12 protein-coding genes are annotated in these 13,915 nt (G+C 72.0%); 6 read left to right on the top strand and 6 right to left on the bottom strand.

Annotation, left to right across the window (positions count from 1 at the left end):
- Positions 1–123: 123 nt before the first annotated feature.
- Complete coding sequence (gene dnaK, locus ACIGXP_RS09505; RefSeq protein ID WP_399766012.1) at positions 124–1,986, top strand: molecular chaperone DnaK; 1,863 nt, start codon at positions 124–126, stop codon at positions 1,984–1,986.
- 13 nt (positions 1,987–1,999) lie between these two features.
- On the opposite strand, the gene ACIGXP_RS09500 is transcribed toward dnaK, so the two are convergent.
- Entirely contained in the window at positions 2,000–2,863 is an 864-nt protein-coding gene (locus ACIGXP_RS09500) for a helix-turn-helix transcriptional regulator (RefSeq protein WP_363216244.1), read from the bottom strand.
- A gap of 98 nt (positions 2,864–2,961) precedes the next feature.
- The gene (locus tag ACIGXP_RS09495) at positions 2,962–3,864 is read right to left on the bottom strand and encodes a helix-turn-helix domain-containing protein (protein WP_399766007.1); all 903 of its coding nucleotides are present in this window, start codon (positions 3,862–3,864) and stop codon (positions 2,962–2,964) included.
- A gap of 36 nt (positions 3,865–3,900) precedes the next feature.
- Between ACIGXP_RS09495 and ACIGXP_RS09490 the strand changes: the two genes are divergently transcribed.
- The 4 genes from ACIGXP_RS09490 to ACIGXP_RS09475 all read left to right on the top strand — a co-directional run bounded on the left by ACIGXP_RS09490 (position 3,901) and on the right by ACIGXP_RS09475 (position 7,487).
- Entirely contained in the window at positions 3,901–5,088 is a 1,188-nt protein-coding gene (locus ACIGXP_RS09490; protein WP_399766004.1) for an ADP-ribosylglycohydrolase family protein, read from the top strand.
- 156 nt (positions 5,089–5,244) lie between these two features.
- The gene (locus ACIGXP_RS09485) at positions 5,245–5,550 is read left to right on the top strand and encodes a 4a-hydroxytetrahydrobiopterin dehydratase (RefSeq protein WP_363216241.1); all 306 of its coding nucleotides are present in this window, start codon (positions 5,245–5,247) and stop codon (positions 5,548–5,550) included.
- Between the two features lie 5 nt (positions 5,551–5,555).
- Positions 5,556–6,347: a class I SAM-dependent methyltransferase gene (locus ACIGXP_RS09480; protein WP_363216239.1), complete on the top strand. Its 792-nt coding sequence runs from the start codon at positions 5,556–5,558 to the stop codon at positions 6,345–6,347.
- A gap of 237 nt (positions 6,348–6,584) precedes the next feature.
- Positions 6,585–7,487, top strand: coding sequence for a class I SAM-dependent methyltransferase (locus ACIGXP_RS09475; protein WP_399766001.1), 903 nt, complete (start codon positions 6,585–6,587; stop codon positions 7,485–7,487).
- A 97-nt stretch (positions 7,488–7,584) separates the two neighbouring features.
- On the opposite strand, the gene ACIGXP_RS09470 is transcribed toward ACIGXP_RS09475, so the two are convergent.
- Positions 7,585–8,292: a glycoside hydrolase family 75 protein gene (locus ACIGXP_RS09470; protein WP_399765998.1), complete on the bottom strand. Its 708-nt coding sequence runs from the start codon at positions 8,290–8,292 to the stop codon at positions 7,585–7,587.
- Between the two features lie 213 nt (positions 8,293–8,505).
- Here ACIGXP_RS09470 and ACIGXP_RS09465 point away from each other — a divergent pair, with 213 nt between their 5' ends.
- Positions 8,506–9,117, top strand: coding sequence for a hypothetical protein (locus tag ACIGXP_RS09465; protein ID WP_399765995.1), 612 nt, complete (start codon positions 8,506–8,508; stop codon positions 9,115–9,117).
- 82 nt (positions 9,118–9,199) lie between these two features.
- On the opposite strand, the gene ACIGXP_RS09460 is transcribed toward ACIGXP_RS09465, so the two are convergent.
- From ACIGXP_RS09460 to ACIGXP_RS09450, 3 genes are all read right to left on the bottom strand, one after another.
- Positions 9,200–10,036, bottom strand: a complete 837-nt coding sequence (locus ACIGXP_RS09460; RefSeq protein WP_363216235.1) for an aldo/keto reductase — start codon at positions 10,034–10,036, stop codon at positions 9,200–9,202.
- Between the two features lie 196 nt (positions 10,037–10,232).
- Positions 10,233–12,059, bottom strand: a complete 1,827-nt coding sequence (locus ACIGXP_RS09455) for an AMP-dependent synthetase/ligase (protein ID WP_399765992.1) — start codon at positions 12,057–12,059, stop codon at positions 10,233–10,235.
- 328 nt (positions 12,060–12,387) lie between these two features.
- The gene (locus ACIGXP_RS09450; protein WP_363218603.1) at positions 12,388–13,875 is read right to left on the bottom strand and encodes an MFS transporter; all 1,488 of its coding nucleotides are present in this window, start codon (positions 13,873–13,875) and stop codon (positions 12,388–12,390) included.
- Positions 13,876–13,915 lie beyond the last annotated feature (40 nt).

Raw genomic sequence — 13,915 nt, 5'->3', positions numbered from 1 at the left:
GGATGCCGCGTCCCGCTGAAGGGGCGCGGCATCGCCGTTCCCGGGGAACCCGGGCATTGACAGCGTCGCAGGCACGTCATGTGCTGGGAGAGCGGCAGGCACCCGGGCGGAAGGGGACGGACCATGACACGCGCGGTCGGGATCGATCTCGGGACGACGAACTCGGTGGTGGCCGTCCTGGAGGGCGGCGAGCCCACCGTCGTCACCAACGCGGAGGGTGCGCGGACCACACCGTCGGTGGTGGCGTTCGCGAAGAACGGCGAGGTGCTGGTCGGCGAAGTCGCCAAACGGCAGGCGGTGACGAACGTGGAGCGCACCGCCCGCTCGGTGAAACGCCACATGGGCGACGCGAGCTGGCGCTTCCCGGAGCAGGGCTCGATCGACGGCACCCGCCTTCGGGCACAGGAACTGTCCGCCCGGGTGCTGCAGAAACTGAAGCGGGACGCGGAGGCCTACCTCGGCGAGGACGTCACGGACGCGGTGATCACCGTACCCGCGTACTTCGACGACACCCAGCGGCAGGCCACCAAGGAGGCCGGCGAGATCGCCGGCCTGAAGGTGCTCAGGATCATCAACGAGCCGACCGCCGCCGCCCTCGCCTACGGCCTGGACCGCGGCGAGGAACAGACGGTCCTGGTCTTCGACCTCGGCGGCGGCACCTTCGACGTCTCCCTGCTGGAGATCGGCGACGGCGTCATCGAGGTCAAGGCCACCAACGGCGACACCCACCTCGGCGGCGACGACTGGGACCAGCGGATCGTCGAGCACCTGGTGAAGCGGTTCAAGGGGAGCTACGGCATCGATCTGGCCGCCGACAAGATGGCGGTGCAGCGGCTGCGGGAGGCCGCCGAGAAGGCCAAGATCGAACTGTCGTCGTCGTCGGAGACGACCATCAACCTGCCCTACATCACCGCCTCCGCCGAGGGCCCGCTGCACCTGGACGAGAAACTGACCCGGGCCCAGTTCCAGGAGCTGACCGCCGACCTGCTCGACCGGTGCAAGAAGCCCTTCCACCAGGCCGTCCAGGACGCCGGGATTGAGCTGTCCGCGATCGACCACGTCATCCTCGTCGGCGGCTCCACCCGGATGCCCGCCGTCACCGACCTGGTCCGCGACCTCACCGGCAAGGACCCGCACAAGGGCGTCAACCCCGACGAGGTGGTCGCCGTGGGCGCCGCCCTCCAGGCCGGCGTCCTGCGCGGCGACGTCAAGGACGTACTCCTCCTCGACGTCACCCCGCTGTCCCTCGGCATCGAGACCAAGGGCGGCATCATGACCAAACTCATCGAGCGCAACACCACGATCCCGACCCGCCGTTCGGAGATCTTCACCACCGCCACCGACAACCAGCCCTCGGTCGGCATCCAGGTCTACCAGGGGGAACGCGAGATCGCCGCCTACAACAAGAAGCTCGGCGTCTTCGACCTCACCGGGCTGCCGCCCGCGCCGCGCGGCGTCCCGCAGATCGAGGTGGCCTTCGACATCGACGCCAACGGGATTATGCACGTCTCCGCCAAGGACCTCGCCACCGGGCGCGAGCAGAAGATGACCGTCACCGGCGGCTCCGCCCTGCCCAAGGACGACATCGACCGCATGATGCGGGAGGCGGAACAGTACGCCGAGGAGGACCGCAAACGCCGCGAGGCCGCCGAAACCCGCAACCAGGCCGAGCAACTCGTCTACCAGACCGAGAAGTTCCTCCGCGACAACCACGACCGCGTCCCCGCCGGCACGCGCGGCGAGGTCGAGACGGCCGTCGCGGAGCTGAAGACCCTGCTGGAACAGAACGCCGACACCACCGCCCTGCGCACCGGAGTGGAGAAGCTCGCCACCGTCAGCCAGAAGATGGGGCAGGCCATGTACGCGGCCGCCTCGTCCTCCGCCGACGGCGGTCCGGCCACGGAACAGGGCTCCGCCCCCGACGAGGAGGGCGTGGTGGACGCCGAGATCGTGGACGAGGACAGGGACAAGGGAGGCGCGGCCTGACTCCCCACGGATCTCACAGCCTCCGGCGGAACTCCCGCAGCAGGGTCCGCGTGCGCTGTGCCGACGCCGCCCGCGCCGTCATGTGGTCCAGGACCTCCAGATGCGCGGCGACCTCACGGCGGGAGTCCAGGTACAGGGCACCGGTCAGGTACTCGGTGAACACCATGTCCGGCAGCTCCGGTTCGGCGAACCGGAACAGGGTGAACGGCGCGTACGTCCCCGGATGCGGGCCCGCCGCGAACTCGGCGAGCTGCAGCGTGACCCGGTCCCGCTCGGCGTACTCCAGCAGCCGGTCCAGCTGCGCGCGCATCACCTCGCCGCGCGTGCTCACCGGACGCCTGAGCACCGTCTCGTCCATGATCACCCACAGGTGGGGCGGGTCGTCCCGCTCCAGCAGCCGCTGCCGCTCCATGCGCAGCGACACATGCCGTTCCACGGTCTGCGGCGAGGTCTGCCCGATCGTCCCGGCCTCCAGCACGGCCCGCGCGTAGTCCTCGGTCTGCAGCAGACCGGGGATGAAGTGCGGCTCGTACGAGCGGATGATCCGGGCGGCGCCCTCCAGACTGACGTACAGGCTGAACCAGTCCGGGAGCACGTCGTGGAACCGCTGCCACCAGCCCGGCTGGTTCGCCTCCTCGGCCAGCCGCACGAACGCGGCCGCCTCCTCCTCGGCCACGCCGTAGGTGTCCAGCAGCACCTGCACGTACGGGATCTTCAGCGCGACCTCGGCCATCTCCATCCGCCGTACGGTCGCGGGCGCCACCCGGAGCACCCGGGCGGCCTCCTCGCGGCCCAGGCCCGCCGCCTCCCGCAGCTCCTGCAGCCGCTTGCCGAGCACCACCTGACCCACGGTGGGCGCAGCCCGCCGCTCACTCACGCCACGCCCTCCCCTTACGCGCCGACGTACCCGGGCAGTCTGTCATGCGATGCCCTCTCGCACACCGGTCCGAGAAGCATCCGGGCGGCGGGCAGGCGTCAACCGGCCAGTGTGTGCAGGTACTTGGCGGTCGCCGGGTCCGCCGGCAGGAACGTCTCGATGGCGAGTTCGGCGACGGTGACGTCCATCGGTGTGTTGAACGTGGAGATCGACGACACGAACGACAGGATCCGGTCGCCGACTTCGATGCGCAGCGGCAGCGCGAAGTACGCGACGGGCTCCTCCGGTTCACCGGCCGGCGCGTCCTCCTCCGGTACCGGGTAGGCGGCCACCTCCTCGTACAGGGCGCGCAGCCGTTCCGAGCGCTCCAGGGCGATCTGCCGCTCCATCTGGGCGAGCAGATGCCCGCGCCACTCGCGCAGATTGCGGATGCGCGGGGCCAGCCCTTCCGGATGCAGGGTCAGCCGCATCGCGTTGGGCGCCGGGCCGAGCAGTTTCTCCGGTACGCCGTCCAGCAGCATCGCGATGCCCCGGTTCGCGGCGACGACCGTGTAGCCGGCGTCGACCACCAGCGCCGGGTAGGGCTCGTAGCCCTGGATCAGTCGCTCCATGCCGTCGCGCAGCGCGTCCAGCGCGGGGTCGTCCAGCGGGGTCTCCGGATAGCGCGGGGCGTAACCGGCCGCCAGCAGCAGGGAGTTGCGCTCGCGCACCGGCACGTCCAGATGCCCGGCGAGCCGCAGCACCATGTCCTCGCTCGGCCGCGACCGGCCGGTCTCGATGAAACTGATGTGCCGGGCCGAGGAGTCGGCACGCAGCGCCAGCTCCAGCTGGGAGATCCGTCGCCGCTCCCGCCAGGCCCGCAGCAGCGGTCCGACGCCCTTGCCGGAAGCGGCGGAAGCGGTGGAAGCGGCGGAAGCGGTGGACGCGCCGGAACCGGCGGACGCGGCGAGGGCGGCGGGGGCGGTGGCGGACGCGGCGGGGCCGGAAGCGACAATGGTCATACGTCCGACCGTAGTCCAGGAGTTGCGGAGTTACGCATGCACGAGCCGTGGTCGAAGCCCTGGCGGACCTCGTCCCCTCAGTCCCTTCAGGCCGCGGCCGTGTACCGGGCCAGGGTCCGCGGCTGTCTCCTCGGCGGCGCCCTCGGTGACGCCCTCGGCTACCCCGTGGAATTCGCCTCCCTGGACCGCATCCGCGCCTCGCACGGGGCCCGCGGCGTCACCGGTCTCGTGCCCGGCGCGCACGGCGCGGTCGGCCTGATCAGTGATGACACGCAGATGACCCTGTTCACCGTCGAAGCCCTCATCCAGGCGCACGCCCGGGAACGCGAGAAGGGCATCGGCGGCGCCTGGCCGCTGCTGCTGCGTCAGGCGTACGAACGCTGGCTGGAAACCCAGTCCAAGCCGGGCCCGTCGCAGCCGGAACCGCCGCAGCCGGAACCGCCGCAACCGGGCGCGTCGTTCCCGGCCCCGTCGCGGTCCGGTCCGGGCCGGCCGGCACCGTCGTATCCGGGCGTCCCGGCCGGCGGCCTGGTCACCGAGGCCTGGCTGTACGCCCGCCGTGCCCCCGGCAACGCCTGCCTGTCCGGCGTCGCCCAGATGTACGCGCCCGACCCCGCGCTGCCGCTCGACGGCACACCGGGCGAGGTCAACCCCGACTCCAAGGGCTGCGGCACGGTCATGCGCTCGGCCCCCTTCGGCCTGGTCACCTCCGCCGACACGGCCTTCGCCATGGCCGCGCGCGGCGCCCAGATCACCCACGGCCATCCCACCGGCTACTACGCGGCGGGTGCCCTCGCCGCGATCGTGGCCCACCTGGTCGCCGGGGACTCCCTGGAGGGCGCGGTGCTGCGCACGCTGCGGCTGCTGGAGGGGCACCGCGGCCACACCGAGACGACGGCCGCCCTGCGCGCCGCCCTGGACCTCGCCGCCGACGGGGCACCGACGGCCGAGAAGGTGGAGTCCCTCGGCGCGGGCTGGATCGCCGAGGAGGCCCTCGCCATCGGCGTCTACTGCGCCCTGGCGGAGCCCGACGCCGCGCGTGCCCTGCTGCTGGCCGTCAACCACTCGGGCGACAGCGACTCCACCGGCTCCATCTGCGGGAATCTGCTGGGCGCCCGGTACGGCGACACCGGCCTGCCGCACCCCTGGGTGGCACAGGTGGAGGGCCGGGCCAGGATCGCCGCACTCGCCGACGACCTCGCCGCGGAGTGCGCGCACGCCTGATGTGCGCAGTGTGCGGGCGGCTGATGCGGGGGAGTGTGCAGGGGACTGAACCAGGGGGGTGTGCAGGCGGCCGACGCGGGCGGAGTAGGCGCGCGGCCGGCGTGGCAGGCTGATGGCGTAGCCCTCCTTCCCGCCGCCTCGAAGGGAGACCCGGCCATGGCCGTCGAACCGCTGTCGCAGAAGGAGATCGAGGACCGGCTCGCCGAGCTGCCCGGCTGGTCGGTGGAGTCCGGCCGGCTCACCCGCTCCTACCGCCTCGGCTCGCATGTCGCGGCGGCGGCGCTCGTCATGCACATCGCCGCCGTCCAGGACGAGCTGGACCACCACTCCGACCTCAGCCTCGGCTACAACACCGTCTCCCTCAGCGTGCACACCCACAGCGCGGGCGGCGCCCTCACCGAGAAGGACTTCGGTCTCGCCCGCAGGGTGGAGGACATCGCCCCAGGTCACGTCGGACACTGAGGGACGTGCTCGACTACGACGAAGAAGCCGACGCCTACGACGCGTCCCGGGGCGGCGAGGCCCGCGCCGCAGCGGCCACCGAGGCGATCCTCGGCCTGATCCCCGACGGGCCGGGCCGTCTCCTCGACATCGCCTGCGGCACCGGCATCGTCACCCGCCGGCTGGCCGCCGACCGTCCCGCGCTGCGGGTGACGGGCGCGGACCTCACCCCGGCCATGGTCCGCATGGCGGGGGCCCGGCTGCCGGGTGCGGTCGTACGGGCCGACAGCCGCCGCCTGCCCTTCCGCACCGGCACCTTCCACGCGGTCACCAGTATCTGGCTGCTGCATCTGCTGAAGGACGCCGAGGACGTCCGCGCCATCGTCGCCGAGTGCGCCCGCGTGCTGCGCCCCGGCGGGGTGTACGTCACGACCGTCGACAAGGCCGCGGCGCACGACGTCGGCAGCGACATCGACGCCGTCCTCGCCTCCCGCCCGCACCGCCCCGCCCAGGACGCCGCCGCCACCGTCACCGCGCACGCCGCCCGGCACGGGCTGCGGCCGGCCGGCGACGCCGTGTTCCCCGGCGTCGGCCAGGGCCGCAGCCCCCGCACCACCATCGCCGACCTGCGCCGCGGCTGGTTCACCCTGCTGCCACCGGGTGAGCCCCGCACGGAGGAGTTCGCCACCCGGCTGACCCGCCTGCCGGACCAGGACCGCCCCCGCCCCGACCCGGTGTTCGCGCTGCGCGCCTACCGCAAACCGGTGGCGGATCGAGGGACGGGAGCGGCGACCTCCCCACCGGACTTGGCGCCGTAGTGGGTCAGCGTCTCGCCACGCCGACGTCGTCGGTGTAGTCGGCGACGGTGACGTGAAGTCCGCGGTTGTTTCGGGGACTTGACGGGTCCCGGGTGTCGGGCCGGCCCGTCCGCCGGGGGCTTGACCGCCGGCGGACGAGCCCCCGGCGGATCGCTTTTTGCGGCACCGGCAACGAAAGTGGCACCGCCCCCGTGCGCCGTCGCAGGCTGGCCGCATCCGAGCGAGAGGCTGACCACCATGGCACACGACCACCACATCCCCCAGGGGCAGCACGGCCATCACGCCCACGGCCACGGAGGGGATACCGACTGGGCCGCCATCGCGGCGCTGATGGAGGCGGAGGCCGAGGTGTTCGGCCCCGCGTACGCGCGGGCCCTGGCGTGGCTGGGCAAGGAAGTGACCGAGCCCGGTCTGATCGTGGACGCGGGCAGCGGACCCGGGGTCATCGCCTGCCTGATCGCGGAGACGTTCCCCGGCGCGCGGGTGGTCGCCGCCGACGGCTCCGCGCCTCTGCTGGAACGCGCCCGCGAACGCGCCGCCCGCCAGGGCGCCGCCGACCGCTTCGACACGCTGGCCGGGGAACTTCCGGGCGTTCTCGCCGAGTTGGACTATCCGGTGGACCTGCTGTGGGCCAGCCGCAGCCTGCATCACCTCGGCGACCAGAAGGCCGCGCTCGCCGCGTTCGCCGCCCGGCTCGCCCCCGGCGGCACACTGGCCATCCTGGAGGGCGGCCTGCCCGCCCGCTACCTGCCCCGCGACATCGGCTTCGGCCGTCCCGGACTGCAGGCCCGCATCGACGTGGCCCAGGAGGACCGCTTCGCCCGGATGCGAGCCGAGCTGCCCGGCGCGGTCGCCGAGGCCGAGGACTGGCCCGCCCTGCTGGGCGCGGCGGGCCTGAGGCACACGGGCACCCGCAGCTTCCTCCTCGATGTGCCGGCCCCCGTCCCGGACCGGGCCCGCGCCTTCGTCGTCGCCGCCCTGACGCGGGCCCGGGAGATCCACGCCGACGTCCTGGACGCCGGCGACCTCGCCGCCCTGGACCGTCTCCTCGACCCCGCCGACCCCGGCAGCGCCCACCGGCGTCCCGACGTGTTCGTACTGGCGGCCCACACGGTGCACCGGGCGGTACGGCCCGTGTGACAACGGCCGGCCGGGGCGATCCGGCAGCCGCCCGGGGGCGACGTCAGCACCGTGGTCGTACGCCCGCCGGGCCGGCCCGGCGGGCGTACCGCACGGGTCAGTTGTTCTGGAGGAACTGCTTGGCCAGCTGGTCTCCGAGAGAGACCGCGGCGCTGTGGCTCTCGATGGGGGAGACCTTGGAGTTCTTGAACAGTATGTAGGTCACGCCCGAGTCGACGCCGCCGTTGGCCGGGTCGGGGTCGATGCCGAGTGCCTTGGCGGTGGCGTACGACGCCTCGCCGATGATCTGCGTGGGGCCGGTGTCGCCGACGACGGCGTACTCCACCTTGTTCTGGTAGATGACCGCGACCACTCCACCGCCCTTGATGCCGGCGCCGGCGTAGTTCCAGATGCTGCTGGAGCTGGGGACCACGACGTACGGCAGCGACTGCGCCTTCAGCGGCTTGCCGTCGGACTGGTGGAAGGCGGTGTCGTCCTGGTACCAGGGGTCGCGGTCCTCGTTGCACTCGGTGGTGCGCTGGCCGTCGCAGTCGATGTCCATGTCGGCCTTCCAGAACACCGCGCCGTTCTTGCCGCAGACGGGGACCGTGGCCGATGTCTCGTCGTCCGTCTTGTACTTGCCGTTCGATATCTGGGAACAGGACGTCACCTTGGCGAGCAGGTCGGCCGCACTGACCGAGCCCTCCTGGGCGGAGTGCGGGGCGGACCTCGCCGCGGAGCCGGCGGAGGCGTGTGCCGGCAGGACTCCGGCGGTGAGCAGCGCGGCTGCGGAGGCCGCGGCGAGGGACAGGGATCGAAGGCGCACGGTGGGGGACCCTTCTGTTAGGAAAGTTTCCTTACCAGGTGCCGTACACCGTGGACCTGTATGCATGTCCTCGTCAAGCCCGTCGTGGCGAACCGGTGAAGCACACGCGTATTGCGGTGATTTGTGACCATGGCAAAACTGAAGGAAAACGGCCAATGCGGATATCTCGGCCGCTGTCGGCCGACTCGGTCACGGCTCCGGGAGGCGAGGCGCATGTACGTACGCACGGTGTACGCGACCGGCGATCCGGCGCAGCTGGACACGGCCGTCCGGGCCCTGAACACCCGCGGGCACGACCTGCTGGAGGAGCGCCCCGGATACCGGGGAGCGGGCGTCTTCGTCGACCGTGACCTCGGCAAGCTGCTCACGGTCAGCTGGTGGGAGTCCGCGGATGCCCGTCGGATCAGCGACGAGGTGATGAGCGCGCGGCGGCCGGAACTGCTGCAGCCCTTCGCCGGGACCGTCGCGGTCGAGAACTACGAGGCCGCCGTCTTCCACGCCGGGCAACGGACCCTCTCCGGCGGCGGACTGCGGCTCACCCGCCTGGAGTTCGAACCGGCGGACACGGACCTCGCCGCGGACACCTTCCACGTCGGCGTGCTGCCCCGGCTGGAGGTGCTGCCCGGCTTCGCCGGGGCGGCCCTCTTCCTGGACCGCGAACGCGGCCGTGGCATGACCGGCGTCCTCTTCGCCGACCGCGCCTCACTCGCCGCCGCCCGCGCCCGCCAGGCCGCGATCCGCCGCGAGGGCACAGCCAAGGCACACGCCACGGTGATCGCCCTGGAGGAGTTCGAGGTCCTGCACGTGGACGTACGGGGCGACTGACCGGCGACTGACACCGTGCGCGGCCACGCGGACGGCCGTCCGCCCCGGCAAGCGGGGTGGACGGCCGTGGTGCGCGGGGCTGTCAGGCCATGTCGAAGGTGGCCGGGTCGGGGCCCAGGCGCCGGTCCTCGTTGAGCGCGCTGATCGCCGCCAGGTCCTCGTCGTCCAGGGTGAAGTCGAAGACCTCGATGTTCTCCCTGATCCGGGACGGCGTCACGGACTTCGGGATCACGACGTTGCCGAGCTGGATGTGCCAGCGCAGCACGACCTGCGCCGGCGTACGCCCGTGCTTCTGCGCGATGGCGACGATCGCCGGCACCTCCAGCAGGCCCTTGCCCTGGCCGAGCGGTGACCAGGCCTCGGTCGCGATGCCGTGCTCCGCGTGGAACGCGCGGGCGGCGTGCTGCTGCAGATGCGGATGCAGCTCGATCTGGTTGACCGCCGGGACGACCGAGGTCTCGGAGATCAGCCGCTGCAGGTACTCGGGATGGAAGTTGGACACACCGATGGCGCGGACCCGGCCGTCGCCGAGCAGCTTCTCGAACGCCTTGTACGTGTCGACGTAGGCGTCGCGGGAGGGCAGCGGCCAGTGGATCAGGTACAGGTCGACGTAGTCGAGACCCAGCTTCCGAAGCGACGCGTCGAAGGCCCGCAGGGCGGAGTCGTACCCCTGGTCGCTGTTCCAGAGCTTGGTGGTGACGAAGATGTCCTCGCGGGGCAGGCCGGAGGCGGCGATGGCCTTGCCGGTGCCCTCTTCGTTGCCGTAGATCGCCGCTGTGTCGATGCTGCGGTACCCGGCCTCCAGCGCCGTGGCGACGGCCTGCTCGGCCTCGTCGTCCGGCACCTGCCAGACGCCGTAGCCCAGCTGGGGCATTTCGACGCCGTTGTTGAGGATGATCGGGGGGACCTTGCTGCTCACGAGCTTCTTGATCCTTCGGTTGTGGACAGGTGGTACTTCCATCGTCAACGATCACGCGCCGCGACGCATTCCTGACCGCGCACTCCGTCTCCACCGACCGGTCAGTCCGTCACCGCGGCGCTCCATGACGTCCCGGCGCAGCGAACAGCGGCGGCGTATTCCGGTCGGCGGCGATCCGGAGCGGGCCGGCCCTGCGTCAGGTCCGGTAGAGGGCCTCGACCTCGTTGTCGTACGCCTTCTCGATCGCCTTCCGCTTCAGCTTCAGCGACGGGGTGAGCAGACCGTGTTCCTCGGTGAACGGCTGCGCGAGGATGCGGAAGGTGCGGATCGACTCGGCCTGGGAGACGAGGGTGTTGGCGGCGACCACCGCCCGTCGCACCTCCGTCTCCAGGTCCGGGTCGCGCACCAGCTCGGCCGGGGTCATCCTCGGCTTTCCGCGCATCTGCAGCCAGTGTTCGACGGCCTCCTGGTCGAGGGTGACCAGGGCGGCGATGTAGGGGCGGTCGTTGCCGACGACGATGCACTGGTTGACCAGCGGGTGCTCGCGGACCCGCTCCTCCAGCACCCCCGGGGAGACACTCTTGCCGCCGGAGGTCACCAGGATCTCCTTCTTGCGGCCGGTGATGGTCAGATAGCCGTCCTCGTCGAGGGAGCCGAGGTCACCGGTGGCCAGCCAGCCCTCGTGCAGGGTCTCGTCGGTGGCCTTCGGGTTGTTGAGATAGCCCTGGAAAACGTTTCCGCCGTGCAGCCAGATCTCCCCGTCGTCGGCGATGTGCACGGTCACGCCGGGGATGGCCTGGCCGACGGTGCCGTAGCGGGTGCGCTCGGGCGGGTTGGCGGTCGCCGCGGCCGTGGACTCGGTCAGGCCGTAGCCCTCGTAGATCTGCACACCGGCGCCCGCGAAGAACAGGCCCAGCCGGCGGTCCATCGCCGACCCGCCGGACATCGCGTTGCGGATCCGGCCGCCCATCGCCGCACGGACCTTGGAGTACACGAGCTTGTCGAAGAGCTGGTGCTGCATGCGCAGCCCCGCCGACGGGCCCGGCCCGGTGCCCCACGCCTTGGCCTCCACGGCCTCCGCGTACTTCACCGCGATGTCGACGGCCTTCTCGAACGGCCCGGATCTGCCTTCCTTCTCCGCCTTCCGGCGGGCCGCGTTGAACACCTTCTCGAAGATGTACGGCACCGCGAGGATGAAAGTCGGCTTGAAGGCCTGCAAATCGGGCAGCAGGGCGGCGGCGTTCAGCTGCGGCTGGTGCCCGAAGCGGACCCGGCCGCGGATCGCGGCGACCTCCACCATCCGCCCGAAGACATGCGCGAGCGGCAGGAACAGCAGGGTGGAGGCCTCGTCGTCCTTCTTGGTGTGGAACACCGGCTGCCACCGCTGGATCATCGTGTCCGCCTCGTACATGAAGTTGGCGTGCGAGAGGACACAGCCCTTGGGACGGCCGGTGGTGCCCGAGGTGTAGATGATCGTGGCGACCGAATCCGGGGTGACCGCCTGCCGGTGCCGGTGCACCAGCTCGTCGTCCAGGTGCGCCCCGGCGTCGTACAGCTCCTGCACACAGCCCGCGTCCAGCTGCCACAGCTGGCGCAGCTGCGGGAGGCGGTCGATGACGGTGGCGATGGTCATCGCGTGGTCCTCGTGCTCCACGATCGCCGCGGACACCTCCGCGTCGTAGAGCATCCAGAAGCACTGCTCGGCCGAGGACGTGGGATAGACCGGCACCACCTGGGCACCGATCGACCACAGCGCGAAGTCGAACAGAGTCCACTCGTAACGGGTGCGGGACATGATCGCGACGCGGTCGCCGAAGCGGATGCCGCGCGCCAGCAGGCCCTTGGCGAGGGCCAGGACCTCGTCGCGGAACTCGGCGGAGGTCACCTCCCGCCACTGCCCGGAGGCGTCCTTGCGGCCGAGAGCGATGTGCGTGGGATCCGTGCGGGCATGCTCGAAGACCGCGTCGGCCAGACCGCCCACCGGCGGCGCCGACGTGAGCGGCGGGTTGGTGAACTCGCGCAAACCTCGCTCCCCGATCCTCGCTGCTTGGTCACGCCCGTGACACGCGGCACAGCGCGGTGAAAGCTACCCCACACCGTCATCCGGCGGGAGGGGGTCGGAAACCGAGCAAACCTCATCTTTCTCCCCGCCGGTGACCGGAAAATGCCCGCACATGGGGAAGGGCCGGACATGGTACTGACGGGTCAGTAAGTTTCGGTCCCGTAATCTCCACCGAATCTGTACGCGGCGATTACGGCGCACACCGTACCGATCACCGCATACGGGGCAGGGTCCAGGGGGCCGGCGAGGGCAGTCCTGGAGCACCGGCCTCGCCCTGTCCCGTGGCGGCTCACCGGCGGGCCGGCACCGTCCGCTCCGGCACCGCGCCGGACGCCTGCTGCGGCGCCGGCCGGCCCCTCCGTACGAGGAGCAGCACCAGCACCCCCGCGGCCATGCCGGTCAGACCCGCCACCACCAGGCCGGCGTTCAGGCCCGAGGCGAACGCGGCGCGCAGGACGGGCTCCGGGAAGCCGTCGCGCAGCGCACCGGCGCCGCCGCCCGCCAGGGCGTGCGCCGCGCCGCTCGGCAGCGCGCCGGTCATCCGGGAGGTGAGCACAGTGCCGAAGACGGCCACGCCCAGCGCGTACCCGAGCTGCCGGACCGTGTTCACCGCACCGCCCGCCATTCCGGCCCGCTCCGCCGGCACCGCGGCGAGCGCCGCCCCCGACATGGTCGGTACGACGAACCCGGTGCCCGCACCGACCAGCACGAACCCCGGCACCAGCGCCGTCCAGTCGGAGCCCGCGTCCAGCACCGCCTGGCACAACGTGCCCGAGGCGATCAGCAGCAGCCCGCCGCCGACCGTCAGCCAGGCCGGCACCCCGTGCAGCAACCGCCCCACCAGCACCGCCACCAGCATCGACACCACGGTCATCGGCAGCAGCGTCAGCCCGCCCCGCACCGGGCTGAGGCCGAGCAGGGTCTGCATCCAGAGCGACAGATAGGGGATCGCGCCGAACGCCACCCCGTTGAAGGCGAACGAGGCCACCATCACCCCGGCGAACGCCGGCCGGCGCAGCAGCGACAGATCCAGCAGCGGATGCGCCACCCGCCGCTCCACCAGCACGAACACCGCCAGCGCCAGCGCCGCCACCGCGAACGCCGTCAGCGTCGCCGCCGCCGACCAGCCGTCCTCGCCGGCGCGCACCACCGCGTACGTCGCACCGCCCGCGAACACCGCGAAGGCCGCCGTACCCGCCCAGTCGACACTCCTGCCGCGCGCCCCGCGCGACTCCGGGACCATCCGCAGGGTCAGCCACACCTCCAGCACGCTCACCGGCAGGTTCACGAAGAAGATCCACCGCCAGCCCGGCCCCTCGGTGAGCAGCCCGCCGAGCACCGGGCCGACCGCGGCGGCCCCACCGCTGACCGCGCCCCACACGCCGAGCGCCGCCGACCGCTGCCGCCCCCGGTAGACCGAGCCCAGCAACGGCAGGGTCGTCGCGAACATCGCCGCCGCGCCGAGCCCCTGCAGCGCCCGCGCCGCCACCAGCGTCCCCGGCCCCGAGGCCAGCCCGCACAGCAGACTGGCCGCCGCGAACACCACCACGCCCGCCACATGGACCCGGCGCCGCCCCAGGACGTCGGCGGCGGCACCGACGCCCAGCAGCAGCGCGGCCAGCGCGAGCGCGTACCCGTCGACCACCCACTGCAGATCACCCAGCGACGCGTGCAGCGACGCCGCCATGTCCGGCAGCGCCACCACCACGATCGTCACATCCAGCAACAACATGAACGTGCCCAGGCACACGGCCGTGAGCGTCCCCCATGTACGCATGTCCTGACTCCCCGCGTTCCTGCGGACCGATTGCCCGTCG

The organism is Streptomyces sp. NPDC053069, assembly GCF_044546895.1.
Classification (GTDB): Bacteria; Actinomycetota; Actinomycetes; order Streptomycetales; family Streptomycetaceae; genus Streptomyces.
The sequence above is the reverse complement of the archived record's forward strand: the minus strand, read 5'-3'. Positions and strand labels throughout refer to the sequence as shown.

Bases quoted from the DNA above. Each gene is read 5' to 3' on its own strand.
- dnaK (WP_399766012.1), top strand. From the start codon at position 124: ATGACACGCGCGGTCGGGATCGATCTCGGGACGACGAACTCGGTGGTG.
- ACIGXP_RS09495 (WP_399766007.1), bottom strand. From the start codon at position 3,864: ATGACCATTGTCGCTTCCGGCCCCGCCGCGTCCGCCACCGCCCCCGCC.
- ACIGXP_RS09490 (WP_399766004.1), top strand. From the start codon at position 3,901: ATGCACGAGCCGTGGTCGAAGCCCTGGCGGACCTCGTCCCCTCAGTCC.
- ACIGXP_RS09485 (WP_363216241.1), top strand. From the start codon at position 5,245: ATGGCCGTCGAACCGCTGTCGCAGAAGGAGATCGAGGACCGGCTCGCC.
- ACIGXP_RS09475 (WP_399766001.1), top strand. From the start codon at position 6,585: ATGGCACACGACCACCACATCCCCCAGGGGCAGCACGGCCATCACGCC.
- ACIGXP_RS09465 (WP_399765995.1), top strand. From the start codon at position 8,506: ATGTACGTACGCACGGTGTACGCGACCGGCGATCCGGCGCAGCTGGAC.
- ACIGXP_RS09450 (WP_363218603.1), bottom strand. From the start codon at position 13,875: ATGCGTACATGGGGGACGCTCACGGCCGTGTGCCTGGGCACGTTCATG.